Genomic DNA, 24,877 nt, shown 5'->3' on the forward strand with positions numbered 1-24,877 from the left:
TGCGGCAGGGATCCGCAACCCGGAATCCTCGTGCGGCGGGCAGATTGAGGGAGAGCGGCGGATGCTGACCACGCATGAATTGCAGGAGCCGGGATCCCCCCTTTATCGCGTGGGGCGCTCCGGGGCGGGTCGCGATCGGCCGGAGGTCGATGCTGCCGCCCTGGCCGACGCCGCGATTCCCGACGACCTCGCGCGCGACGTCTATTGCGTCCTCGGAATACCGGTCGATGCCATCGGCATGCGCGGCGTACTGCGCCGCATCCGCGACGCTGCCCGACGCAGGACCCGGCTTCTCATCTCGACTCCCAATCTCAACTTCCTGGTCGCCAGCCAGTCGAACAGGAGCTTCAGGGAGTCGCTGATCCTGAGCGATCTTTGCACGGTGGACGGCATGCCGGTGGTCTGGATCGCTAGGCTGCTTGGGATTCCGATCAAGAGCCGGACGGCCGGCGCCGATATCTTCGACGCGCTGAAGTCGGAGGCCGCGCCGGCAAACGCGCTGAAGCTCTTTCTTTTCGGTGGCCCGGAGGGGGCCGCCGAACGGGCCGCCCGGACGCTGAACGGCCAGTCGGCGGGATTGCAGTGCGTGGGCTGGTTGAACCCCGGCTATTTGTCGGCCGAGGAGTTGAGCCGGGATCACATCATCGACGAGATCAATGCCAGCGGGGCGGACTTCCTGGTTGCCTCGCTCAGCAGCGTGAAGGGACAATCATGGCTGCAGCGCAATCATGAGTGCCTCGAGATTCCAGTTCGCGCCCACCTCGGCGCCGCGCTCAACTTCCAGGCCGGGACGGTGAAGCGCGCACCGGCGATCCTGCGCCAATCAGGCTTCGAGTGGCTGTGGCGCATCAAGGAGGAGCCCTATCTCTGGCGCCGCTATTGGAACGATGGCACGGCGATGCTCGGCCTCATGCTCACCCACGTGTTGCCGTTCGTGGTGTGGACCTGGTGGATGCGCCGCACGCATGAGCGGGGTGAGGCGCTGACCATCACGCAGGACTATGGGACGCGCGCGGTCACGCTCAGCCTGTCGGGGCCCGCCGATGCGCGCCACGTAGACCGGGCCATTCCGGTGTTCCGCGCCGCTTCGGCGTCCCGCAAGCCGGTCACGATCGATTTCTCGAACGTCTGCGCCATGGATGCGCGCTTCCTCGGATTGCTGCTGATGCTGAGGAAGCAATTGGAAGCCCAGGGCTGTACCGCGACCTTCGTGGGCGTTTCGCCGCTGATGGCCCGCATCTTCCGCTTCGGCGGTCTGGACCAGCAATGAGAGGGGGAGGCCTGTCATCGGTCGCATCACGGCTTCAGCAGTCGGTGGTTCGATGATCGCCGCCGCGACGCTTGCCCGCGTTGCGAAGGATTGCCTGAGCCGTCAGTCCGACCGGCGCCCATCGGCTGACCGTCGCCCATGGAGCGACGTGTATTCGGAGATTGAGCGGTGAGCGCAGCAGGCCAGAAGAGGCGCGAGCTTCTGATCGACTTCTATCGAAGCTGCGCGATGTTGTTCGTATTCTATCATCACACGGCCAACGTCTTTCCGGACTCCGTCGATCTGTTCACGAAATTCAACCCCTTCGCCGAACTGTTCGTCGTGATCTCGGGGTTCATGGTCGGGTACGTCTATCTGCACAAGGAGAGGCACGGAGAGCTCCTCGCCCGCGGCTTGAAGGTGCTCGCCGCCTATTTCGTCATCTCGGTGCCGGTCGCGGTCGGCATGGCTGTTCTGGGGAACAAGCGAGAGCCGGTGGGGCAGGCGATTTTCGACGTGCTGACGTTTCAGTCCGAGCCGACCGCCATCACAATCCTCAAGTTCTACGGGCTGATGTTCCTGCTGCTGCCGGTGATCCTGCCGATGTTCAAGCGCGGCAGGCTCCTGGTGCTCGCGTCGTCGGCTGCGATCTTCGTGGCCTCCACCTGGTTCAGCAACACGAGCACGGCAGCCAAGCTCGAGAGTCCCGCCATCATTCTGTTGCTGTTCTCGCTCCAGGCGCAGATGTTCTTCGTGATCGGTATCTGGCTCGGAGATCTCCATCGGTCCAACCGCTTGATCGGACCCGCGTTCTATACGGCGCTGGCGGGGATCTTCACCTTCGGGCTGCTGCTCGATTACAGCCTCGGCTTTCCCAGCAACGGCGAAAAATACCCCTATCGGTTCGACAAGCTCCTCAACCTGCTTTGGACATTGCCGCTGCTGTTGGCGCTGCTGTGGGCGGTGTTCGCGCGCACCCGGCGATCGCCGGCGGTCTCGCTCATCCTCAACGTCGGCCAGAACTCGCTGATCGCGTTCCTCGGGTCGGAGGTGGTGCGGCAATCGGTCAAGCTCGCGCTCCTCCTGGGCGGCGTCCACCCGCAGGTTTACGGCCAGACCGTGATGGGCCTGTTCGATGTCGTCCTGGTCACCGCGGTGCTTTGGCTCTACCGGGCGCACTGGCTGAACCGCCAGACAATGCTGCACCCGCTCAGCGGGCCGTAGCCGCATCTTTCGCCTGAAAGTGTTGCCCTGATGCGCTTGTTCGAATCCTCCCGGGCGGCTTAGCTCATCGCTAACCAATGGCCGCTAGCCTCTCGAAACGCCCGAGGAGGCATGAACTGATGTGGGTGATCGCGCTTCATTTTACAGCCGGGGTGGTTGCCGGGACGATGTTCACGGTTCGCACGCTGCTGGCGCTCGCCGCGATCGTCTTCATGGAGTGCATCGCGGCGTCGATCATCAGCGGGCTGCCGGCCGTGCTCTATGCCGGCGCCGGTCTGATTGCAGTCCAGGTGGGCTATCTCTCGGGCGTCTATGTCCGCAGCGCTCTGGAGCGTGCCGGCATCGCCCATCCCTCCATTCGCCCCGAGCACCAGCGCTGACCGTCGATCGATTTCCGTTGCCGGCCGCGGCCCATGGCGCGCACCGGCCGGCGCGCGCTGATCGACCTACTCGGCCATCACGCTCCCGTAACGGGCGTAATATTTGTGGTTGTAGTAGTCGCCGAAATGATTGGCGTAGCGCTTCAGCGCCTTCATGTTCGTCTTGTTGAGCACGACGCCGAACAGAGCATCGTAGACGTTGGGAGCCGTGTTCAGCGCGTGCTCGACCACCTCGGCCGGCGTGCGCCCCCATTCCACGACGAGGACGAAGCTGTCGAGCAGCGCGGAGATGGCGCGCGCGTCGACAACGGGCGCGAGCGGCGGAAGATCGACGATGACGTAGTCATAGGCTGCCCGCAGCTGCTCGAACAGCTTGCGCATCTGCTCGTTGCCGAGGATGTCGCTGGTGTCGCGCTGCATGGCACCCGTTCCCGGCAGGAAATCCAGGCGCGTCAGCGGGTCGGTCCAGACTGCGTCTGCGAGCTGGCATCCTCCCAGGACGATGTCGGCGATCCCAGTGCTGGCATCGGGGGCCAGCATGGCGGAAAGCGACGGATTCCTGAGGTCGCAATCGACCACGATCACACGCTTGCCTGAATTTGCGATGAGCTGAGCCAGCGACGCGGCGATGATCGACTTGCCTTCGTTGGGCAGGGCGGACGTCAGTCCGAAGACCTTCCGCGACGTCGGGCTTGGATCCTGGTCGATGGCGACTTTCAACGAGCGGATGGATTCGGCGAAGCGCGATGTGGGCATGGCGGATGCGGCCCAGCAGGTTCCGGGGCCTCTCGTCACCATTCGCGGGCTGGAATCGGGTTCGACCTTGGAAACGGCGTTGACTGTCGCCTTCTTGGTGAACCGGTCGACCTCGCCTCGTTTGAGCAGAGGGACGACCGAGAGGCAGGGCAGGCGCAGGCGATCCTCGACCTGGTCGGTCGTCCGAAAGCTGCGGTCCTTGACTTCTGCGAGCAGGCCGAGGCCGCCGCCGAGCGCCAGGCCCCCGAACAGGCCGAGCGCCATCAGCACGATGGACTTCGGCTTGATCTTCTTCTTCGGCGGCGTGGCCGCTGAGATCACCCGCGCCTTCGCAATCGGGAAGGAGCCCTGCTGGACTGAGCCCATGTAGCGCTGAAGAAAGGTGTCGTAGAGCGTGCGATAGCTCTTGGCGCTGGTCTCCAGCTCGCGGAGGCTGAGCTCGGCCGCCCTGGTATCCTGCGACCGGACAACGGCCTGCGCCAGCTGCTTCTCGATCTCCTGCTGCTGCTGCTTGGACTCCTCGTAATCGTGCTTGGCGACGTCGGCAAGGCGCCGCACCTCGTCGACGATGGCCTGGCGGATGCTCTTCATCGTCGCGCGAATATTGACGACCGCGATATGGTCCTTGCCATATTTGGCGGAATACTCGTACTCGCGCTTGGCGTTATCGAGGTATTGCTGACGCAAGCTGTTGATGATGAGCGTGCTGTTCGAATTGCTCAAGGAGAGACCGTCGGGCGGATTGACATTGCCGCTGAGCTCTGCCGGGGAGAAGTCGGAGACCGCGGCTACGCGGTCGATCGTCATATCGGCACTGCTCGTCGCGAGCATGTCGTCGAACCGATTGAGCCGGGTCATCAGCGAGGCGGTACGCGTGCGCACTGCCACCAGACGGTTGGTGAGCTCGGTGACCTGCTGCTGGTCCATGAACCTGCCGTCGGCCGAGACGATGTTGTACCGGCTTTTCAGCTCGTTCACGGAACGTTCGGTCGCGGTCGCGTCGTTGCCGAGATCCTGCAGGCGGTCGTGAAGCCAGGCGGTGATTGTGCGGTGCTCGTTCGCGTCGGCCTTCAACTGCTGATCGAAATACTCCTTGACGATGGCGTTGGCGATCATCGCCGCCCGATTGGGGTCGCTGGCGCTGAAATCGACCTCGACGACCGTGCTCGTGCCAATTCGGAAGGCGTTCATTCTGCGCTGGAATTCGTCGAGGAGATCGTCCATCGAGGGCGCGTTCGGCTGCGGCGCCGAACCCACGAGGCGGCGAACCGCATCAACCGCACCATGCAGCGGGCTGGCTTTGCCGTTGAAGTCGGGATCGTCCGCCAGATTGAGCTTGTCGATGACCGCTGTCGCGATCGACTTCGATTTGAGAATCTCGATCTGCGATTCCATGTCGAGCGGCGGCTCGTCCTGAACGGGCGGTTGCGGCTGGACGACTGCGGCCTTCGAGGTGGTGCCCAGCATGATCTTGACGTCGGCCGAGTAGGTGGGCGGCAGGATTTTCAGCAGGGCGAAGCTCGCCAGGAGCGAAAGCACGGTGGTGATCGCAATCACCAGATAGTGCCGGCGCAGGAATCCCAGCGCCATGTCGAACGGTCCGGGTCCGCTACGTTCCCAACCTTGCTCCTGTGGGGAGGGGTAGGTAACCGTGCTCGCGTTGGGATTGTGCAGCATGTTTGTGGGGCTTTTCAGTTGCGCTTCGGACGTCAGAGCCGCCCGGTTTGCCTGCGAGAACGAGGATCTTGTTTTATAACCATTAAATGATCTGGGAGTGCCGCGCGATTTAATTTATATTAAATATGATTTTGCTCAGCAAGTGGCTCTGCAAAATTAAATGTCGCCGGCGTGCAGGACATGCCTTGCGCCTGCGGCGGCCTTCTCGGCCGGCCAATGCCGGCGTCGCGGTCGGCCGCATACCGGTATTTGGCTGCCGCGTAACGGCTTGTAACAGTCGCTCCCGGCCCATTGCCAAGCTACGGGTTTTGGGCATCAGTCCTGGCGATGAGCATGCCTGCGGCCACGCTTTTGATGGTGGAGGACGACCCGGAGATCAGCCGGCTCGTCAGCGATTTCATGCGCCGGGAAGGGTTCGAGATCGAGGTCGCCGCCACGGCGCCGGCGATGGATGCCGTGCTGCGGCGGCTGCGGCCCGATCTCATCATTCTCGACCTGATGCTGCCGGGAGAGGACGGTCTTTCGATCTGCCGCCGGCTGCGGCAGAGCGACGACATTCCCATCCTGATGCTGTCGGCCAAGAGCGACGAGATCGATCGCGTGGTCGGGCTGGAGCTCGGCGCCGATGATTACATGGTCAAGCCGTTCGGGCCGCGCGAGCTATTGGCCCGCGTTCGGGCGCTGCTGCGGCGCACCCAGGCGAGCCCACCGCGTGACGCGAGCCGGCGTTTCGGTTTCGACCGGTTCGTACTCGACGTCGATGCCCGCAGCATCGAGATCGTGGATGCGCAGGCCGCGCCGATCCAGCTGACCTCGGCGGAGTTCGACCTGCTCGCCTGCTTCGTGCAGCGGCCACGGCGGGTGTTGAGCCGCGACCAGATCCTGGACTGGACGCGCGGCCGCTCCGCCGAGCCGTTCGACCGCACCGTCGACATGCTGATCTCGCGGCTGCGGCGCAAGCTCGATGCCGCAAGCCCGGGAACGAACCTGATCACCACCGTCCGCAACGGCGGATACCTGTTCACGGCGACGGTGAGGCCGGTGGCGTGATGATGCGGCTGACGCTTGCGATGCGTATCGGCCTCATCGTCATCATTGGTCTGCTCGCGATCTGGATCGTCACCCTGGCGCGATTCTACCGCGCCCGGACCGCGGACCTCGAAGGCGCGACGCCGCCGCCGACGCGGCTGGCCGCGCTCGCCGAACTGATCGAACGAACACCCGGGGCTGAGCGGGGCAGGGTCGTCGATGCCGTGTCCTCTGACCGCTTCGAGGTCCGGCTGGTCGGACCCGACGCGGCGGTCCGCCTTCCGCGCACCGAGCCCGCGCCGGTCCGGTCCGGATTGCGCGACGCCTATGCCGGTGCGCTCGGTGCGCGCCCGCTGACAATCACCTTCGTGCCGGAGCCGGAGGGACGGTGGTTGCCCAGGCTCGCGCGGACGCCGCAGAATGCCCTGGAGTTTCGCATTGGCCTGAACGGCGGCGATGTTCTCGTCGTGGACTCGCGCGCGTCGCTGGTGCTGACCCAGCAGGGGCTGCCGATCGGCTTCGGCGCGGGCCTGTTCGGTACGCTGGTCGCGCTGTTTGCGCTCCTGATCATGCAGCGTGAGACGCGGCCGCTGGCGCGCTTGGCGGCCGCCGTCGACCGGGTCGACCCCGGCGGGGCGGCGGTGCCGCTGCCGGACGTTCGCCGCAATGCGCCCGAGGTTCGCGCCGTGGTGACGGCGTTCGGGCGACTGCAGGACCGGCTTGCCGATCTGATGCAGGCGCGCATGGCGCTGGTCGGCGGCATTGCTCACGACGTTCGCACCTTTGCCACGCGGCTGCGGCTGCGCGTCGACCAGATCCCGGATGACGCCGAGCGGCAGCGCGCCGTGATCGATATCTCCGACATGATCCGCCTGCTCGACGACGCGCTGCTTGCGAGCCGGGCGGGTGCCGGCGAACTGCCGCAGGAGCTCGTTGCCTTCGACGAACTGGTGCGCGCGGAGGTCGAGGATCGCCGCGCGCATCAGGCGCGGGTGCGCTTCGACCATGCAGGCGACGGGCGCGAGCAGCTGATGCTGGGCGACCGCGTCGCGCTGCGTCGTATCGTCGCCAACATCATCGACAACGCGCTCAAATATGGCGAGGCGGCGCATGTCTCGCTGCAACGCCAGCCGGAGCACGCCGTGCTGACGGTCGACGACGAAGGGCCGGGGATTCCCCGCGACCAGCGCAAGGCCATGCTGGAGCCGTTCACGCGCCTGGACACGTCGCGCAATCGCGGCACCGGCGGAGCCGGGCTCGGACTGGCGGTGGTGCGGACGCTGGTGGAGGCCCATCGCGGCAGCATCGCGATCACCGACGCGCCGCGCGGCGCCCGCATCGTCGTGCGGCTGCCGCTGTTTCTCGACGGGCCCGGCGACGTGCATTCCGATCTGACGTGATCGACGGCAGCGTCGCGATCGGGGCGCTGTCTTTAAGCGCTGGCAGCCCGTCGTTCTTCTCGTAAAAGTTGAGACGACGACGTAGCCGGTGGGAACGATGCGGCGGCCTCGTCTTCGCCTGACGCGATGTCGACGATGCGCCCGCTTGATGATCGCGTGGAGATTGTGATAGGTATTCGATGCATCCTCATTGCATCGCCACGCGGATTGAACTGGGCGTGGCGCCGATTTTGTAAACCCATAGTACCGAATGTCATTCAACCGCACGGGCCGCGCGGATCGCGGACCCGTGCGCCGATGGACGACGTCGTTCCGGCTCGCCCGGGCGAGAACGTCCGAGGTCAGGGGATCATCGACATGGCAGCAACAAAGACCCGCGTGGCGATATTGGGCGGCGGCATCGGCGCGTTGAGCGCGGCCTTCGCCTTGAGCGAGATCGATCCGCGCGGCGAGCGCTACGAGATCACTCTCTATCAGCTCGGTTGGCGTCTCGGGGGCAAGACCGCCAGCGGACGCAACGCCAAGCAGGGCCAGCGCATCGAGGAGCACGGACTGCATATCTGGGCCGGCTTCTACGAGAATGCCTTCACCATCCTGCGTGCCGCGCTGAAGGCACTCGATGCACCGCCGAGCGATCCGATCAGGACGATCGATGATGCGTTCAAGCGGCAGAACGAGATCTTCTACGCCGAGTACACCGACGGCCAATGGCTGCCCTGGCCGTTCTGGTTTCAGCCGGATGTCGATGAATCGGTCTATCCCGGCAGGGATAGCCTGTGGGCGCCCGCCGACAACATCGTGCCACCGCTCTCGACCCTGCTGCTGCGGACCATCGCGAGCATCATCTTCAACCTGAACTACTATCTCGAGGACTGGCCGGGCGACCAGAATGCCGAGCTGGCGAAGGCGATCGCCGCCATGCCCGCCGAGCGGCAGGTCCGGCTGGCGGCCGTCTCGCCTGATGGCAAGGGCCATCCGCTGCTGCTGCTGGCCCACCGCGTCGGCGAGAAGCTGCACAGTGACGTCGAAGCGATCCGCCGCGATGCCCAGGGCGACATGGCGGCGCTGCTCCATGCGTTCCGCGGCATCGTCAAGGAGCACCAGACGATCGACGGCCTCGAGGAAGGCCTGCGCCGGCTGTTGATCCTCGCCAATCTCGGCATCTGCATGCTGCTCGGCATCATCGAGAACGACTGCCTGACGGACGGGCTGGAGGTTCTCGACAGATACGAATTCCGCAGCTTTCTGGCGCAGCAGGATGAAGAGGCCGCCAACAACGCCATCGTGACCGCTCTCTACGAATACATCTTCGCCTTTCGCAACGGCTCCCGCGAGCCGTCGCAGCAGCAGGTGTCGGCCTGCTCGGCCGTTCAGGGACTGCTGCGGCTGTTCTTCACCTACAAGGGGGCGTTCTTCTATAAATCCGTCGTCGGAATGGGGGATACGATCTGCACGCCGATCTACCAGCTCCTGGCGCGGCGCGGCGTGAACTTCAAGTTCTTTCACAAGGTCACGAGTCTCGAGCCGACCAAGGACGGTAGCAACATCGCGACCATCCACATCGACAAGCAGGTCGAGTTCGTCGATGGCAGATATGATCCGCTGGTCCTGGTGAAGGACTACTGGTGCTGGCCGTCCGAGCCCAAATGGCAGGAGATCGAGAACGGCGAGTACTACGCGCTGAAGGGCTACAATTTCGAGAACGCCTATGGTCCCCCCAACCCGCCGCAGCCGCCCCCGGCGGCCCGGCTCAGCCTGCAGCTCGGCGAGGATTTCGACCAGGTGGTCCTCGGCATCTCGGTCGGCGCGCTCGATGAGATCTGCCGGCCATTGATGCAGCAGAAGCCGGCCTGGGCCGACATGGTCGGCAATCTCCCCACCGTGCGCACGATGGCGCTGCAGCTCTGGCTCGACTGCGCGGTCGGAGATCTCGGAGGTCCCTATGTGGCGCCTGGACCGTCGCTCGAGACGATGGGACCGATCGTCACCACCTGCAAGCCGCCGCTCGACACCTATTCCGACATGTCGCAATTGCTGCCGGCCGAGGACTGGCCGGCGCCGGGGCCACGTTCGATCGCTTATTACTGCGCCATCATGAGTGACGACAGCGCGCCGAACGACGAGCAGCTTGCCGCGGACTATGTGAAGAACGCATCCAAGGACTGGATGACGTCCTGGCTCGATACGCTGTGGACCAACATCGGCAGCGGCAGCACGTTCCGCTGGGATCTCCTGCACGCGCCGAGCGACATCAGCGGATCGGCGCGGCTCGACTTCCAGTTCTGGCGTGCCAACATCAATCCGAGCGAGCGCTATGTGCTGAGCCTGCCGGGCACGCTGCGGCATCGCATGGAGCCCGGCAAGTCCGGCTACGACAATCTCTTCCTCGCCGGCGACTGGACCCGTGTGCCCGAGATCAACGCCGGATGCGTGGAGGTCGCGGCGATGTCCGGCCTCGCCGCCGCCTCGGCGCTGTCCGGCGTCTACATTCCGATCGTCTCGACCAGTCCGGAACCCTACATCACCAACGCCTACGTCAACTACGCCGGATGGATCACGCTTCCGCCGGCGCCCTATATCTGCAACGACTCGACCTTCTACGGCTTCGCCGTACCGGCCGACCTCGGCGCCTGCCAGCGGTTCCTCGACCGCTCCTTCAACCGCGTCGCGGGCCGCGACCAGTTCCGCGTGATGCTGGACATGGCCTTCGTCAACGTCATCCAGGTGCGCAAGAGCCAGGCGGCCACGCCGCCCTTCGCGGAGCAGGGCACGATGTCCGAGACCGATGTCGGGCTGTGGCTCCTGGTCGGCAGCTATGAGCGCGGCGCGGTGCTGCCGAAAGCGATCGGCTTCGTGCCGGCCTATCTGTTCGTCGACAATGCCTGGTCGGTCGTTGCGGGGCAGGAGGTCTGGGGCTTTCCCAAATATCACGCGACCATCGTTCAGCCGATCAGCGCACCATCGAACGATCCGTTCGACGTCTCGGGACTGGCGATTGCCAGCTACGGGCCCGAGGCCCATGCCTCCCAGCAGCGCATCATCCGAATCGAAGGCACGGCGGGATCGACCCCGACCGCGGCGGGCTCTCCGGCGGATGCATTCCGGCAGCTCTGTGCCGGGGCCGACCAAGAGCGAATGAAGCAGCTCACGACCGGGCCGGGCATGGCGTCGTTCCTGGGCGGCGTCTGGGGCCTGCCGATCCCCGTATTCTATCTCAAGCAGGCGCGGTCGGCGGACAGTCTCACCGCGGCGAGCTACAAGACGCTGTTGAACGGCGCGCTTGACCTGACGGGGCTGCGCAGCTGGCAATTGCAGTCGGGCAACTGGTCGATCGAGATGAGCGCGCTCGATAGCCTGCCGTTCATTCGCGATCTCGGGCTCGGCACGCCCGTCGACGGCAAGCTCGTCCTGACCGCGACCACGCGCATCTGGGCCGAGATCGATTTCACCGTCGCCAGGGCCAGCCCCGTGGCCTGAGCAGGTCGTCACGCCGATTGTCGCCTCGGCGCGTCATCGTCGATGGCGGCGAGCCGCGCCGCCGCCCGGCGCAGGAACGCCGACGCGCCCTGCGCCTCGGCGACCGCGACGGCCTCGCGTAGCGCGGCCGTCACCTGGCCGGGTGCGGTGTCGGGGAGGGCGGCCAGGATCTCGGCGCGCCGCCGATGCAGCGGCGACAGGAAATAGCCGTCGCCATAGCGCCGCGCGGCGTCGATCGCCGCGTCGATCGTCTGCATCGCCTCGGCCGTCTTGCCGACGATCAGTTGCAGACCGGCGACCTCGCCGAGATAGAAGCAGGAGAAATGCATCATGCCGAGCGTCTGGAACGCCGGCAACGCCTCAGATGCCGCCGCCAGCGCCTCGTCTGGAGTCCTGCCGAGATGGCCGCGGGCATGCGCCTGCAGGCTGCCCGCCACCAGCTGATAGAGCGGATAGCCATGGTCACGGCAGATGCGCAGGGCCTCCTCGGTGGCGAGGAGGACATCCTCGTAGTCGCCGCGTGCGAGCTGATAGAAGGCGAGCCACGACAGCGCCCAGGCGAGGTCGAACGGACGTCCGAGCCGGCGCGCATGCGCGATGAGATCGCTGGCGACGGCGGCCGCGCCGGCATCGTCGCCCATCGCATGCAGCACCTGCAGCAGCGAGGCCTGGCCGGCGACCAGCGGATCCTGGGAGGACAGTTGCGGCAGCCGCGCGCCGTCCGATGCCTGATAGAGCTGCACCGCGGCGGCCAGCAGCCGGCGCGCGGCGGGGAGGTCGCCTCTGGCGAAGAGAATGTAGCCCAACGCAACGCCGCTCTCGATGCGATGCTCGGGAAGGCCGGTCTGCTCGCCGATTCCCAGGCACAGATGTGCCATCTCCTCGGCGCCATCGAGATCGCCCGCGATGATCAGGAAACTGCAGATGCCGCGCAGCACGGCGAACAGGCCGGCGGTGTTGCCGAGTGCGTCGCAAATCGCCCGTGCTTCGGACAGCGCCTTGCCGACCTCGGGCACGGTGTAGCCGCGCGAGGCAGCGAGGCTGACGGCAAGCCCGATCAGGAGCTCGAGCTCCAAGTCGGCGCGCTCGCCGTCGGCGGATTGATGACGCAGCAGGTCGAGCGCCGTTTGCAGATGTCGCGCCGCTTCGACATGCGCGGCGCGCGAGGCGGCGCGCCGGCCCGCGTCCGCCCATAGCGGGATGGCTTCGGCGATCGCGCCACTCTCGGTGAAATGATAGGCCAGCAACTCCGGCTCGGTGTCCCGCGTCTCGGGAAAGCGATCGCGCAGCACCGCGGCGATCCTGCCGTGCAATGTCTGGCGTTCGCGCCGGAGCAGGGACTCGTAGGCGGCGTCGCGGATCAACGCGTGCTTGAACGTGTAGAGGCTGTCGGGCGGCGCGCCGCTGCTCTCCACGAGGCCGGACTTGACGAGCTGATCCAGGCTCTCGCCGAGCCTGGCTTCGGGCTCCGCCACGATGGCCGACAACAGATCGTAGCTGAAGCGGCGGCCGATGGCGGCACCGAGATTGGCAATCCGGCGCGCCGGCCCCAATCGGTCGAGCCGCGCAACCAGGGAGTCCTGCAGCGAGGCGGGAATGGCCACGCTCGCATGGCCGTCCCGTGCGGGCGCCGCGGAGGCTTCGACGACGTACTTCGCCAGCTCCTCCAGGAACAGCGGAATGCCTTCGCCACGGTTGACGATCTGGCGTAGCGTCGCTGCCGGCAGCGCGGCCGAAGCGGCCACATGGGTGCAGATCCGCTCGGCGTCGCCGTGACTCAATCGCCCGAGCGGGAGCCGCGTGACCTTCGGGCTCGCGGCCCAGGGCGGCTCATATTCGAGCCGGGCCGTGACCACGATCAGCCAGCGGCGTTGTGCGGCGCGCTGGATCGCCCGATCGAGCAGCTCGAGCGTGGTCGTGTCGCTCCAATGCGCGTCTTCCAGCACCAGCAGCGCAGGCCCGGTCGGCACCATCATGTCGATCAGCCGGAGCAGCGTCTCCCGCGTGACCTCCGAGCGCTTCTCGACGGTCATCGTCTGCAGCGGATTGTCCGGTTCGGGCGCGACGCCAAGGACGTCGGCGAGCACGGCGCGCGCGGTGGTGTCGGTGACGCCGTGCGCGTTCATGAAGCGATCGAGCTTGTCGCGACGCGTCGCTGCGCCGTCGGTGCGGTCGAAGCCGGCGATGAGCGCGAGCTGTTCCGAGATCGGATACAGCACGCTGTCACAACGGGTGGGGCTGCAGTGCCAGATCATCTGCAGCTGGGAGACGTCGGCCACGCGCCGCCGCAGCTCCTCGACCAGCCGCGACTTGCCGATGCCCGGCTCGCCATGGAGCAGCACCACCTGTCCGCTGCCGAACCGCGCCGCCGCCCAGCAATCGAACAGACGCGCCAGCTCCTGGTCGCGCCCGACCAGGGGGGAGCTTTCGCCGCGAATGCGGGCGTGAAAACGGCTCGCGACGGCGGCTTCTTCCAGCACCTCGAACGCCTCGACCGGTGCGGCGAATCCCTTCAGCGCGAACGTGCCGAGATCGCGGAAGTCGAACATGCCGCGCGCGATGCGCTCGGTCGTCCGGGCCACGACGATGCTGTCGGGGGCGGCGATCGATTGCAGCCGCGCCGCGAGATTCGGCGTCTCGCCGACGATGTCGACCGGGCGGCCGTCGGCGCGGGGCATGAGGTCGCTGACCACGACGAGGCCGGTGGCAATGCCGATGCGCAGACGCAGTGGTTGGCCTTGCGCGGCATCGAGCCGGCCGACGGCGTCGCGCAGCGCGATGGCGGCGCGGATCGCGGTGGCCGCATCGTCTTCCCCCGCACGCGGATAGCCGAAATAAGCGAGCACGCCGTCGCCGGCATATTGCGTGATGGCGCCGCCATGGCGGCCGATGACGTTTTCGCAGGTCGTCAGGAAGGCGTCGATGACGCTGGTCATATCTTCCGGATCGAGCCTGACGGTGAGCGAGACGGAGCCGACGAGATCGCAGATCAGCGCCGTCACCTGCCGCCGCTCGGCGCGATGCATGCCGAGCAGGCGCGAACTCGTCGTCGTATCGGATGACGGCTGTCGCAACACCCCGCCACACCCGCCGCAGACATCCGAGCCCGGTGGATTGGGCCGGCCACAGGTTTCACAATCCATCTGCGTTCGGGCTCCCGGACACGGCTACGGAATGCGAATGAGCGCGAAGCGCGGAGCTGGCGATGCGGGCGCGATCGCGGCGCCCGTATCGACCGACGTCGCGCGCCGAGCGCGAAGCATCGGTTTGCGGTACTGGCATTTCGCGTGCGACCAGGACCGGCTGATCATATTCAACTCATAGCGCATTCGTGGCAGGGTAGCAACGGTGCCGCCATACTCGCGATGGCTCCGGGGAGCGGGGACGATATCGGACGGCTCCCCCGGGTGTCCTCGATGCTGGCGGGACCGTTCAAGCCTGCGACGATTTGACATCAATGTGAAACATCAGGTCGCCTCCCTTGCGGACAGGCGCGCGTGATCGCGCGATCCCGCGGCGGGCGACCCGTCCGGGTGATGCATCGTGAAGCCCTCGCGACGCGTGAGGGCGCAGGGAAGGCCGGACCTCGACTGAGGCCCGTGGCCCGCCTGCGAAAAAAATGCAGGCGGCAGGTACCACAGGTCAGCCGGAAACCCGGCCCTCCCTGCGCGATGGCTGAACGGCTGCTTCGCGTTCTCCCTGGTGCGCCGGGCTTTCTGGCCACCATCCCCACGCGAAGCGAAGCCTCAACGTGAGTTGATATCAGCATCGGGATATCAGGACCGCGCGACTTGACCGTGCGTGGCGAATTGTTCGTCGGCGCGAGCAACCCGCGCTGCAATCCACCACGCCCACCGCTCCCCGCCTCGCGTCTCGTGACGACCGCGATACGCCCCTCAGCTCGAGACGGGATGCGGGAATAGAACCATGATTTCCGGAAAAACGAAAGAGAAATATTTTCGGCGCGGGGACTGGACAGGCCAAATCAGCTTGATCGCGCAGCGGAAATCAGTTTCCCGGCGCACTGAGCATCCAGCGGTTGCGCCGCCCGTCCGAACTCGGGATTTGCTGGTCCGACGCTGACACGTCGTCCTGGACTGACAAAGAGGATGACCGAGGCGCTTGGCCGCGCCGCACCGTCACGGCCAGTCGGCGAAGTTGAGCATGGTCCGTGACTGGCCTTTGGTCCGCTGCGACGAAACACCCTTGCGCCAGGCGCCCGGTGATTGACCGGTGTGCCTGACGAAGAAGCGGTTGAAATAGGCGCTGTCCTTGAAGCCGAGCGCGAAGGCGATCTGCTTGATCGTCGCGGTGGTGGTTTCGAGCCGGGTCGCCGCCTCCTGAATGACGCGCTGCTGAATCAGCGCGCTCGGTGACCGCTGCAGCACCCGGGTGCACAGCGCGTGCAGGCGATCCGGCGTGACGCCGAGCAGCGCAGCGTAGTCGGCGACCCGCAACTGCTGATGAAAGCGTTCCTCGACGAGCCGGCGAAAGCGGCTCAGGATCTCGGCGCTGGAGCCTTGTGCCTCGCCGGCGCTCTCGTCGGCAAACAGCCGCCAGAAGCGCAGCACGCACAGGGTCAGCTCCGATGACATGATCGAGGCCGCGCCGCGCCGTGAGGGATTTTCGATCTCCGCTGCAATCGCCGCCATCGAGCGCGCGATGACCGCGGCGAACTCAGCCGTGACGGAGAAGGCCAGGACGGCCTCGGTGCCTGCGAGGTCGAGATAGGCGGGCTCGGCCGAGGAGGGCAGGTGGCGGTGCCAGAGCCCGGAGCGCAGCCGCAGGAGATGCCCGGCGGAACCTGCCGCGACGTCGAGATGCTCGGCCCCTCCCGCCGGTACCCAGACCAGCGCCGCACCGGCCCAGATCTGGATTTCTTCTTCGGCGAAGCGCACCGAGGCCGTTCCGGCGGTCAGGCAGAGCAGGTGGACGAACGGCCGCGCGGCATCCGAGCGCAGGGCCCAGCGCCGTGCCTCGAAATGCGAGGGGATGGCTTCGGCCCCGAGCGCTGCCGGGGTGCCACGGGCCGCCGGCGGCAGCGTCCGAGGCGCGGCGTTACGCGCGGTCGTCGCCCCAGAAAAGTGCACTCTTTTACCGGAACTGTCCATTGCGCCACCCAAGCCTGCGGTGTTTCCCTCGTCAAGTCCCGACGACCGCAAACAAAAAACCGCGGACGACGCCGGGGCAGAGGAACGTCACCGATTCACCCGCGCGGTCCGCGCGCGTGAACATGGGAGGAGGACAGAGAGATGACTTCGACCAACCGTCGTCAGGTGTTGCGGATCGCGGGGGCGGCGATCGCAGCCGGCTTTGCCGTATCGGCCGCCCAGGCCCAGCAGGACAAGATCCGCATCGGTTATGCGATCTCGAAGACCGGCCCCTATGCCGGCGGCGCCGGCATCACCACGCTGCCCAACTATCAGCTCTGGGTGAAGGACGTGAACGCGGCCGGCGGCATCAAGCTCGGCGACAAGCGGCTGCCGATCGAGATCGTCGAATATGACGACCGCAGCTCGTCGGAAGAGGCGGTGAAGGCGATCGAGCGCCTCGCCAACCAGGACAAGGTCGACTTCATCCTGCCGCCCTGGGGCACCGGTCTCAACCTTGCGGTCGGTCCGACCTTGAACCGGCTCGGCTATCCGCATCTCGCGGTGACGTCGGTGACCGACAAGGCGCCAGAACTCGCCAAGCGCTGGGCCAATGCCACCTTCTGGCTCGGCACGTCGGCGCAGATCTCCAATGGGCTCGCCGAACTGCTCGGCAAGCTGAAGAGCGAAGGCAAGATCGGCGGCACCGTCGCGATGGTCAGCGTGGCCGACCAGTTCGGCATCGAGCTGGCCGCCGCCGGGCGCGAGGCCTTCAAGAAGGCCGGACTGACCGTCGCCTACGACAAGACCTATCCGATGGGCTCGCAGGACCTGCAGCCGCTGCTCAAGGATGCGATCGCGAGCAAAGCCGATGCCTTCGTCGCCTTCAGCTATCCGCCGGATACGATCGGGCTGACCGAGCAGGCGCAACTGCTCAAGTACAATCCGAAGGTCTTCTATGTCGGCGTCGGCACGGCGTTCCCGCTGTTCAAGGGCAAGTTCGGGGCAGGCAGCGACGGCGTGATGGGCATCGGCGGCTGGAACGCCGACTCGCCCGCGCTCAAGGACTATCTCGCCCGCCACAAGGCGGCGACCGGGCAGGAGCCGGATCGCTGGGCGAGCCCGATCACCTATGCCAGCCTGCAGGTGCTGCAGCAGGCGATCGAAAAGGTCGGCAAGGTCGACCGTGCCGCGGTCGCCAAGGAGATCCGCGAGGGCTCTTTCGACACCATCATCGGCAAGGTGAAGCTGAAGGACGGCCTGCTGCAGGAGGTCTGGAGCGTCGGCCAGTGGCAGAACGGCGAGTTCTACGCCGTGGCGCCGGCCTCGCTGCCCGGCGCACGCGCCGCGGTCGTGCCGAAGCCCGAGTGGAAATAGCCGGAACGAGGTCGTGAGCTTGCGGACGCGCGTCAAGGCGCGCGCGTCCGCGGGCCTCGCGCAAGAGGCACCATCCCATGTTGCTGTTCGACATCCTGCTGCCCGGTCTGGTGCTGGGGGGCATGTATGCCCTGATCGCGCTCGGCCTGACGCTGCAATATGGCGTGGCGCGCATCATGAACCTGTCCTATGGCGAGTCGCTGGTCGCGGCCGCGTTCGGCACGCTGTCGCTCTATTCCGGGCTGCAACTGAGTCCGCTGCTGGCGCTGCTGCTCGCGATGCCCGCCGCGGGACTGCTGAACTGGCTGCTCTACAGGCTGTTGCTGCAGCGGCTGATCCGCCGCGGCAAGGACGCCGGTGCCCAGGAGGTCGACAGCATCCTCGTCACCTTCGGCGTGCTGTTCGTGATCCAGGGCATCATGCTGGTCGCTTTCGGCGGGCAGTATTACAGCTACAGCTATCTCTCCATTCCCGTGACAGTGCTCGGCTCGACGCTCGCGGTGAACCGGCTGGTCGCGCTTGGTTTCGCCGCACTGATCGGCACCGGCGTCTATCTCGCGCTGACGCGGACAAGGATCGGCACGGCCGTGCGCGCCGTCGCGGTCGATGCCAATGCCGCGCGGCTGGTCGGCATCGATGTCGCTTGGCTCGCAGGACTGGCGTTTGCGTTCGGCGGCGGACTGGTCGCGGCCGGCGGCGTGCTGGTCAGCATGTTCCTCACCTTCAACGCCTCGATGGGCGTCGTATTCACGATGAAGGCGCTGGTGGTCGTGATCATGGGCGGCGTCGGCAACGTCATGGGCGCGCTGGCCGCAGGGCTGCTGCTCGGCGTCGTCGAGACCGCGGTGGCGCGGCTGGTCGATCCCGGGCTGACCTTGGCCGCGACGTTTGCGATGTTTCTCGCCGTGCTGCTGATCCGGCCGACCGGACTGTTCGGAAAGGCGGCGTCGTGATCAGCCCCGGCAAGATTCTGGCCTGGTGCATCGGGCTCGTCGGCGTTGCCGCGGCGGTCACGCTGCCGCTCTATGCCAACGGCTACTATCTCGCGCTCGGCATCAGCATTCTCTATTTCACCGTGCTGGCAACCGCCTGGGCCATGTTCTCCGGGCCGACCCGCTACGTCTCGCTGGCGACCGCTGCGTTCTTCGGCATCGGCGCCTATACGGCGGCGGTGACCGGCGAGACGCTGAGCTGGCCGCTGCAACTGATGACCGCCGCGGGTGTCGGCGCTGTCGTCGCGGCCATCACCGGCCTGTCGACGCTGCGGCTGTCCGGCATCTACTTCATCATCTTCTCGTTCGGCCTGGCCGAGCTGATCCGCCAGCTCGTGATCTGGTACGAGGTCAACATCCACAAATCGGTCGGCCGCTATCTGTTCAGCGACATCACCCAGGAGATGCTGTACTGGCAACTCTGCGCGCTGACGGCGCTGGTCTTCCTCGCCGGCTTTCTGCTGACGCGCTCGCGCTATGGCCTCGCGCTGCGCGCGATCGGCGCCGACGAGACCGCCGCGCGCCATTCCGGCATCGATGCGACCGCGGTGAAGCTCGGGGTCTTCATCCTCAGCGCGGTGTTCATGTCGGTGACCGGCGCGATCATGGCGCCGCGCTGGACCTATATCGATCCGGCGATCGCGTTCAACCCGATGATCTCGTTCCAGGTCGTGATCATGGCGCTGCTCGGCGGTGCCGGCTCGCTGATCGGCCCGGTGCTCGGCGTCATCCCGCTTGTGCTGCTGTTCGAGGTGCTGACAGCCGCGCTGCCCAACCATTTCAGCATCGTGCTCGGCCTCATCTTCATCGGCATCGTGATGGTGCTGCCGAGGGGCGTGATCGGGTTGGTCGATCGGGTCTGGCGGCGCGAGCCCAAGGTGGTCGGCGCCAAACCGGAGCAGGGCGGAACGCTGCTCACGGCCGAGACTGTCGGCAAATCCTTCGGCGGCCTGCGCGCCGTCGACCAGGTCAGCCTGGACGTCCGCGCCGGCGAGATCCTCGGCGTCATCGGCCCCAACGGCTCGGGCAAGACGACGCTGCTCAACATGCTCTCGGGCGCGCTCGTGCCCTCGGCCGGCACGATCCGCTTCGGCGGCACCGTCATCAGCGGCCTCGCGGCGCACCGGATCGCGCGGCTCGGGCTTGCCCGCACCTTCCAGTTGGTGCGGGTGATGCCGGACCTGACGGTCGCCGAGAATGTCGCGGCGGCGGCGTTGTTCCGCACGCGCCAGACCGGTGCGGCCGCAGAATCGATCCATGAGCTGCTCGCCCTGGTCGGCCTCGATGGCATGGCGGAGATGCCGGCGGGCGATCTCACTTACATCGACCAGAAGCGGCTGGAGCTCGCCCGCGCGCTGGCGCTGCATCCGCGGCTTGTGCTGCTCGACGAATGGCTGGCTGGGCTCAATCCGACCGAGCTGGAGACCGGCATCAGGCTGATCGCCTCGCTGCGCGACCGCGGCATCACCATCGTGATGGTCGAGCATGTGATGGATGCGATCCGCGCGCTGTGCGACCGCTGCGTCGTCATGAGCGCGGGCGTCGTGATCGCGCGCGGCACGCCGGACGAGGTGCTCGCCGATCCCGCGGTGATCACAGCCTATCTCGGAGAGCCCGATGCTTGAGATCAAGCGGCTGTCGCACGCCTATGGCAAGCACCAGGCGCTCACCGATGTCGCGCTCGAGGTCGCGCGCGGCGAGATCGTCGCCATCCTCGGCGCCAATGGCGCCGGCAAGTCGACGTTGCTGAAGGCGATCGCGGGACTGATCCAGCCGTCGCCCGGAGCCGTGATCCGGCTCGGCGGGACGGACATCGGCTCGCTCGCGCCGCATCTGATCGTCGAGCGCGGCATCGCGCTGGTGCCGGAAGGCCGCGGCGTGTTCGGCGATCTCACCGTCGCCGAGAACCTCCAGCTCGGCGCTTATCCTTCGCGCGCCCGCGACGGCGAGGCCGCGCGGCTGGCGCACGTGCTCGCGCTGTTTCCGCGTCTTACCGAGCGCATGGGGCAGGCGGTGCGCACCATGAGCGGCGGCGAGCAGCAGATGGTCGCGATCGGCCGCGCGCTGATGTCGCGGCCCGACCTGCTGCTGCTCGACGAGCCGTCGCTCGGCCTGTCGCCGCTCTTGAGCCGCGAGGTGTTCCGGGCGCTGAGAACGATCCGCGGCGACGGCGTCGGCATCCTCATGGTCGAGCAGAACGCCCGCGCCAGCCTCGACATCGCCGACCGCGTCTACCTGATCGAGCAGGGACGCAATGCCGGCGAGGGGCCGGCGCCCGAGATGAAGAACAATCCCGACATCCAGCGCGCCTATCTCGGCCAGTCGCGCGCGCCGGCTTCCGCAACCGCAACAACCCCATCGACCTAGGAGCGCCCCATGAACGCGATCAATCTCCTGATTGGCGGCAAGGACCAGTCCGCCACCAATCAGCGCACCTTCCAGCGGCTCAATCCGATCAGCGGCGAGATCGCAACCATCGTTGCGGCGGCGTCGATCGATGACGCGCTGCGCGCCGCCGATGCCGCCGCGGCGGCGTTTCCGGCGTGGTCCCGGCTCGGTCCGGGCGAGCGCCGCAAGCGGCTCAATGCGGCTGCGGATGCGCTGGCGCGCAACGCCCCGGAGTTCATCGCGCTGATGATGGCCGAGACCGGCGCCACCGCGGGCTGGGCCGGCTTCAACGTGCATCTCGCCGAGGGCATGCTGCGCGAGGCCGCGGCGATGACGACGCAGATCGCGGGCGAGGTGATCCCGACCGACGTGCCCGACAACATTGCACTGGCGCATCGCCAGCCGGTCGGCGTCGTGCTCGGCATCGCGCCGTGGAATGCGCCGGTCATCCTCGGTGTCCGCTCGGTGGCGATGCCGCTCGCCTGCGGCAACACCGTGGTGCTGAAGGCCTCGGAGATGAGCCCGGGCGTGCACCGGCTGATCGGCGCGTGCCTGGCCGAAGGCGGTCTCGGTGACGGCGTCGTCAATGTCGTGACCAACGCGCCCGAGGATGCGCAGGCCGTGGTCGAGGCGCTGATCGCCCATCCCGCGATCCGGCGCGTCAACTTCACCGGCTCGACCCGCGTCGGCCGTCTCATCGCCATGGCCTGTGCCAGGCAATTGAAGCGCGCGCTGCTCGAGCTCGGCGGCAAGGCGCCGCTGGTCATTCTCGACGATGCCGATCTCGACGCCGCGGTGAATGCCGCCGCGTTCGGCGCCTTCATGAACCAGGGCCAGATCTGCATGTCGACCGAGCGCATCGTGGTCGACGACAAGGTGGCGGATGAATTCGTCGCAAAGTTCGCCGCCAAGGCCAACAGCCTGCCTTACGGAGATCCGCGCAAGGGCGATGTGGTGCTGGGCTCGCTGGTCAGCGCCGCCGCCTGCGACCGTGTCGGCGGCCTGATCGAGGACGCGGTGGCCAAGGGTGCCGTGTTGGCCGCCGGCGGCCGCGGCAGCGGGACGATCATGCCCGCGACCATCGTCGATCACGTCACGCCGGCGATGCGCATCTATGGCGAGGAGAGCTTCGGTCCCGTCGTCACCATCGTGCGCGTCAGCGGCGTCGACGAGGCCGTGCGCGTCGCCAACGACACCGAATATGGCCTGTCGTCGGCGGTGTTCGGCCGCGACATCGCCCGCGCGCTCGCTGTCGCCAAGCGAATCGAGTCCGGCATCTGCCACGTCAACGCGCCGACGGTGCATGATGAGCCGCAGATGCCGTTCGGCGGCGTCAAGGCCTCGGGCTATGGCCGCTTCGGCGGCAAGGCCGCGATCGACGAGTTCACCGAGCTGCGCTGGATCACGGTGCAGACCGGCGAACGGCACTATCCATTCTGAGACGGCGTTTGCGGCCCGGCCCTGGCGCATCGTCGGATGCAGCCAGAGCCGGTCGTATTCCGCGCGGCCACGCGGAAGCGATTCCATATGTATCCGGGCATCGCGCAAGGGCGACTTCGGCGCGCGCCCTCACGGCAGCGACACGCGCCGTCCGTGAGCACCGACGGTGCGAGGTGCGATCGAAATTCACGTTGCAGCTCCGCTGGTTGCGGCGGACAGGCGCGCTACCTTAAAGAAATTCCAACGGCTTTAGACCGATTCAGTTTGCTGCGGCCCTTCTCTTGCCGGACGTTCGGCTCATCACGTGCAACGTCGATGACGAAGGGTGGGTTCGGGCGCATGCGGCTGTGGGTTCAGGTTCACACGTGGACGTCGCTGATCAGCATGATCTTTCTGCTGATGCTGTGCCTGACCGGGCTTCCGCTGATCTTCCATGAGGAGATCGATCATCTCTTCGAGGATGAGATCGCTGCGCCGGCGATGCCGGCCGACACGCCGCTGTTGCCGCTCGACCGCCTGATCGCGGCGGCCAAGCAGCAGTTGCCGGAGCAGCATGCGCTGTTCGTGAGCCTGAAGCAGGCGGAGCCGCTGATCGTGGTCGCGATGTCGCCGACCGCCATTCTGGTGCCTGGGCAGTTTCATCGGCTCACCGTGGATGCGCGCACCGGCGTCGTTCTCGGCGAGGAAGCGCCGCATCAGGACGTCATGGACGTGATCCTGCGCATCCACCGCGACATGTTCACCGGCCTGCCGGGCGAGCTCTTTCTCGGACTGATGGGACTGGTGTTCTCAGCGTCCATCGTCTCGGGCGTCGTCGTATACTGGCCGTTCATGCGTCGCCTGCAGTTCGGCACGGTGCGGGATCGCTCGGCGCGGCTCAAATGGCTCGACCTGCACAATCTGCTCGGTATCGTCACGGTGAGCTGGGCGCTCGCGGTCGGCTTGACCGGCACCATCAACACGCTGGCGGTGCCGCTGTTCGACCTCTGGCGCGCGAAGACCATGCCGGCACTGCTCGCGCCCTATCAGGGCAAGCCGCTGGCGGAAGCGAAATCGGTCGAGGCCGCCGTTGGCGCCGTCCGCACCGCGTTTCCGGACCGGCTGGTGACGTCCATCACCTTGCCGACGACGACGCGGTTCGGCAGCCCGCAGCATCTGATGATCTGGACCAAGGGCCGCACGCCGTTTACTGCGCGCATGTTCAAGCCGGTCCTGGTCGATGCCCAGGACAGCAGCAAGATGGTCGCGCCCGAGCTCGCCTGGTATCTCACCGCGTTGCAGGTATCGCGGCCGCTGCATTTCGGTGACTATGGCGGGTTGCCGCTGAAGATCATCTGGGCCGTTCTCGATCTCATCACGATCGTCGTGCTGTGCAGCGGACTCTATCTGTGGGCCGCCAAGCGGCGGGGCTTCCGCAGGAAGGTGTCCGGCGTCGTGACATCGGCAGCGCCTGCGGTGGTGTCGCCATGAGCTCCTCGGCCGCATCGGCGACGCCATCTGCCCGCGCCGCGCAACTCTCGACCTGGCAGGTGTTTCGTGCGCCGCTGCTGATCGGTCTGGTTGCCGCAGCCGGGCTCGCCTTCGGACTGTTCGGCGACGGGCTCTGGGACGCGCTGTGCTGGCTCGGACTGTCGATTCCGATTCTGCTGTCGCTCGCCTACGGCACGAGACGGAGCCGCGGCGCGAAGGCCGAAGCGCAAGGCGCTCGGGCCGGGACGCAGGATAGGCCGCTCTGAGCGCTGACGTCCGCCGCCGGTCGGCGGAAGATAGCCCGCATCATTGATCTCGATCCGCGCCGCGGGACTATGCGCGCGGCTCGATGGCAACGACGCGCTCGGCCAGCCAACGATCCCACGCATCTCTTGTCTTACGTGTCTTCTCTCGCGCGACGCGTCATCGCGATGGCAGCACGCTGCGTCGGCTGCGCGCGATCGATCTCGCGCAGCGAGCGCCGACGCGAGCGGCGTCGCTCCGGCCTGGAAACAAGCAGATACAAATGTCTCGATGCCTTCTCCGATCTGCGCGTGGCGCGGCGGAGATGTGGCGCATTTGAAAGCAAAGATTGATTCAAAAGTGGCAATGTGATTAGTTATCATCGTACGATTGATCGAAATTATTTCGATGAGTTCGAGACGATCGGTGTCGTGAGTTGTATCAGCCGACGCGATCGCATCGCTCTTCCCCGCGACATGCGCTTCTTTTGAAGGCTTCAAAGAAGCGGAGGGAAAAGAATCTCGTAGTAGCGACAACCTATTGAGCTGATCGATTCGGCGAAGCTGTCGCTCGTTAGACGAGTTCTACGTCGCGCGACGCCATCCTCAAATACCTGTGTGTTAGGACCACCGACGAGCCGAGTTGGAACTTGGAATGATCGGGGTGTCAGGATGGTCTGTCGCAT

At 66.4% G+C, this 24,877-nt stretch carries 16 protein-coding genes; 13 read left to right on the forward strand and 3 right to left on the reverse strand.

The window, feature by feature from the left end:
- Positions 1-61: 61 nt before the first annotated feature.
- From QW861_RS26420 to QW861_RS26430, 3 genes are all read left to right on the forward strand, one after another.
- Positions 62-1,270 carry a WecB/TagA/CpsF family glycosyltransferase gene (locus QW861_RS26420; protein WP_315752503.1) on the forward strand — a complete coding sequence of 403 codons (1,209 nt, stop codon included), beginning with the start codon at positions 62-64 and terminating at the stop codon, positions 1,268-1,270.
- 168 nt (positions 1,271-1,438) lie between these two features.
- The gene (gene opgC, locus QW861_RS26425; RefSeq protein WP_315717407.1) at positions 1,439-2,473 is read left to right on the forward strand and encodes an OpgC domain-containing protein; all 1,035 of its coding nucleotides are present in this window, start codon (positions 1,439-1,441) and stop codon (positions 2,471-2,473) included.
- A 119-nt stretch (positions 2,474-2,592) separates the two neighbouring features.
- Positions 2,593-2,853, forward strand: coding sequence for a hypothetical protein (locus QW861_RS26430; RefSeq protein ID WP_315717408.1), 261 nt, complete (start codon positions 2,593-2,595; stop codon positions 2,851-2,853).
- A gap of 66 nt (positions 2,854-2,919) precedes the next feature.
- Here the strand turns inward: QW861_RS26430 and QW861_RS26435 are convergent, their stop codons facing one another.
- Entirely contained in the window at positions 2,920-5,199 is a 2,280-nt protein-coding gene (locus tag QW861_RS26435) for a polysaccharide biosynthesis tyrosine autokinase (RefSeq protein WP_315717409.1), read from the reverse strand.
- Between the two features lie 414 nt (positions 5,200-5,613).
- Here QW861_RS26435 and QW861_RS26440 point away from each other — a divergent pair, with 414 nt between their 5' ends.
- The 3 genes from QW861_RS26440 to QW861_RS26450 all read left to right on the forward strand — a co-directional run bounded on the left by QW861_RS26440 (position 5,614) and on the right by QW861_RS26450 (position 11,192).
- Complete coding sequence (locus tag QW861_RS26440) at positions 5,614-6,336, forward strand: response regulator transcription factor (protein ID WP_315752505.1); 723 nt, start codon at positions 5,614-5,616, stop codon at positions 6,334-6,336.
- Positions 6,336-7,715 carry an ATP-binding protein gene (locus tag QW861_RS26445; protein WP_315752601.1) on the forward strand — a complete coding sequence of 460 codons (1,380 nt, stop codon included), beginning with the start codon at positions 6,336-6,338 and terminating at the stop codon, positions 7,713-7,715. Before QW861_RS26440 ends, QW861_RS26445 begins: the two co-directional genes overlap by 1 nt.
- Before the next feature lie 357 nt (positions 7,716-8,072).
- Positions 8,073-11,192 carry an NAD(P)-binding protein gene (locus tag QW861_RS26450; protein WP_316193681.1) on the forward strand — a complete coding sequence of 1,040 codons (3,120 nt, stop codon included), beginning with the start codon at positions 8,073-8,075 and terminating at the stop codon, positions 11,190-11,192.
- An 8-nt stretch (positions 11,193-11,200) separates the two neighbouring features.
- Here QW861_RS26450 and QW861_RS26455 read toward each other — a convergent pair whose 3' ends face one another.
- Both QW861_RS26455 and QW861_RS26460 read right to left on the reverse strand, forming a co-directional pair.
- On the reverse strand, positions 11,201-14,269 hold the full coding sequence (locus tag QW861_RS26455; RefSeq protein WP_316193682.1) for an ATP-binding protein: 3,069 nt from the start codon (positions 14,267-14,269) through the stop codon (positions 11,201-11,203).
- A gap of 1,062 nt (positions 14,270-15,331) precedes the next feature.
- Entirely contained in the window at positions 15,332-16,315 is a 984-nt protein-coding gene (locus tag QW861_RS26460) for a helix-turn-helix domain-containing protein (RefSeq protein WP_316172828.1), read from the reverse strand.
- A gap of 129 nt (positions 16,316-16,444) precedes the next feature.
- On the opposite strand from QW861_RS26460, the gene QW861_RS26465 reads away from it, so the two are divergent.
- The 7 genes from QW861_RS26465 to QW861_RS26495 all read left to right on the forward strand — a co-directional run bounded on the left by QW861_RS26465 (position 16,445) and on the right by QW861_RS26495 (position 24,215).
- On the forward strand, positions 16,445-17,659 hold the full coding sequence (locus QW861_RS26465; protein ID WP_315752510.1) for an amino acid ABC transporter substrate-binding protein: 1,215 nt from the start codon (positions 16,445-16,447) through the stop codon (positions 17,657-17,659).
- Between the two features lie 77 nt (positions 17,660-17,736).
- A complete protein-coding gene (locus tag QW861_RS26470; RefSeq protein WP_315752511.1) occupies positions 17,737-18,612 on the forward strand; it encodes a branched-chain amino acid ABC transporter permease in 876 nt (291 codons plus the stop codon).
- Complete coding sequence (locus tag QW861_RS26475; protein WP_315752512.1) at positions 18,609-20,276, forward strand: branched-chain amino acid ABC transporter ATP-binding protein/permease; 1,668 nt, start codon at positions 18,609-18,611, stop codon at positions 20,274-20,276. Before QW861_RS26470 ends, QW861_RS26475 begins: the two co-directional genes overlap by 4 nt.
- Positions 20,269-21,018 (forward strand): ABC transporter ATP-binding protein, encoded by a 750-nt coding sequence (locus QW861_RS26480; protein WP_315717418.1) that lies wholly within the window; start codon positions 20,269-20,271, stop codon positions 21,016-21,018. Before QW861_RS26475 ends, QW861_RS26480 begins: the two co-directional genes overlap by 8 nt.
- A 9-nt stretch (positions 21,019-21,027) precedes the next feature.
- On the forward strand, positions 21,028-22,479 hold the full coding sequence (locus QW861_RS26485; RefSeq protein ID WP_316164874.1) for an aldehyde dehydrogenase: 1,452 nt from the start codon (positions 21,028-21,030) through the stop codon (positions 22,477-22,479).
- Positions 22,480-22,818: 339 nt separating this feature from the next.
- Positions 22,819-23,949, forward strand: coding sequence for a PepSY-associated TM helix domain-containing protein (locus tag QW861_RS26490; protein ID WP_315752602.1), 1,131 nt, complete (start codon positions 22,819-22,821; stop codon positions 23,947-23,949).
- A complete protein-coding gene (locus QW861_RS26495) occupies positions 23,946-24,215 on the forward strand; it encodes a hypothetical protein (RefSeq protein WP_315717420.1) in 270 nt (89 codons plus the stop codon). The genes QW861_RS26490 and QW861_RS26495 overlap by 4 nt, the downstream gene beginning before the upstream one ends.
- The last annotated feature ends 662 nt before the right edge of the window (positions 24,216-24,877 follow it).

Origin of the sequence: Bradyrhizobium sp. SZCCHNRI1029, assembly GCF_032487555.1 — a bacterium.
Classification (GTDB): Bacteria; Pseudomonadota; Alphaproteobacteria; order Rhizobiales; family Xanthobacteraceae; genus Bradyrhizobium.

Excerpts from the sequence above, each read along its gene's own strand:
- QW861_RS26420 (WP_315752503.1), top strand. The coding sequence starts at position 62 with ATGCTGACCACGCATGAATTGCAGGAGCCGGGATCCCCCCTTTATCGC.
- QW861_RS26430 (WP_315717408.1), top strand. The coding sequence starts at position 2,593 with ATGTGGGTGATCGCGCTTCATTTTACAGCCGGGGTGGTTGCCGGGACG.
- QW861_RS26435 (WP_315717409.1), bottom strand. The coding sequence starts at position 5,199 with ATGGCGCTGGGATTCCTGCGCCGGCACTATCTGGTGATTGCGATCACC.
- QW861_RS26440 (WP_315752505.1), top strand. The coding sequence starts at position 5,614 with ATGAGCATGCCTGCGGCCACGCTTTTGATGGTGGAGGACGACCCGGAG.
- QW861_RS26445 (WP_315752601.1), top strand. The coding sequence starts at position 6,336 with ATGATGCGGCTGACGCTTGCGATGCGTATCGGCCTCATCGTCATCATT.
- QW861_RS26450 (WP_316193681.1), top strand. The coding sequence starts at position 8,073 with ATGGCAGCAACAAAGACCCGCGTGGCGATATTGGGCGGCGGCATCGGC.
- QW861_RS26465 (WP_315752510.1), top strand. The coding sequence starts at position 16,445 with ATGACTTCGACCAACCGTCGTCAGGTGTTGCGGATCGCGGGGGCGGCG.
- QW861_RS26470 (WP_315752511.1), top strand. The coding sequence starts at position 17,737 with ATGTTGCTGTTCGACATCCTGCTGCCCGGTCTGGTGCTGGGGGGCATG.
- QW861_RS26480 (WP_315717418.1), top strand. The coding sequence starts at position 20,269 with ATGCTTGAGATCAAGCGGCTGTCGCACGCCTATGGCAAGCACCAGGCG.
- QW861_RS26485 (WP_316164874.1), top strand. The coding sequence starts at position 21,028 with ATGAACGCGATCAATCTCCTGATTGGCGGCAAGGACCAGTCCGCCACC.
- QW861_RS26490 (WP_315752602.1), top strand. The coding sequence starts at position 22,819 with ATGCGGCTGTGGGTTCAGGTTCACACGTGGACGTCGCTGATCAGCATG.
- QW861_RS26495 (WP_315717420.1), top strand. The coding sequence starts at position 23,946 with ATGAGCTCCTCGGCCGCATCGGCGACGCCATCTGCCCGCGCCGCGCAA.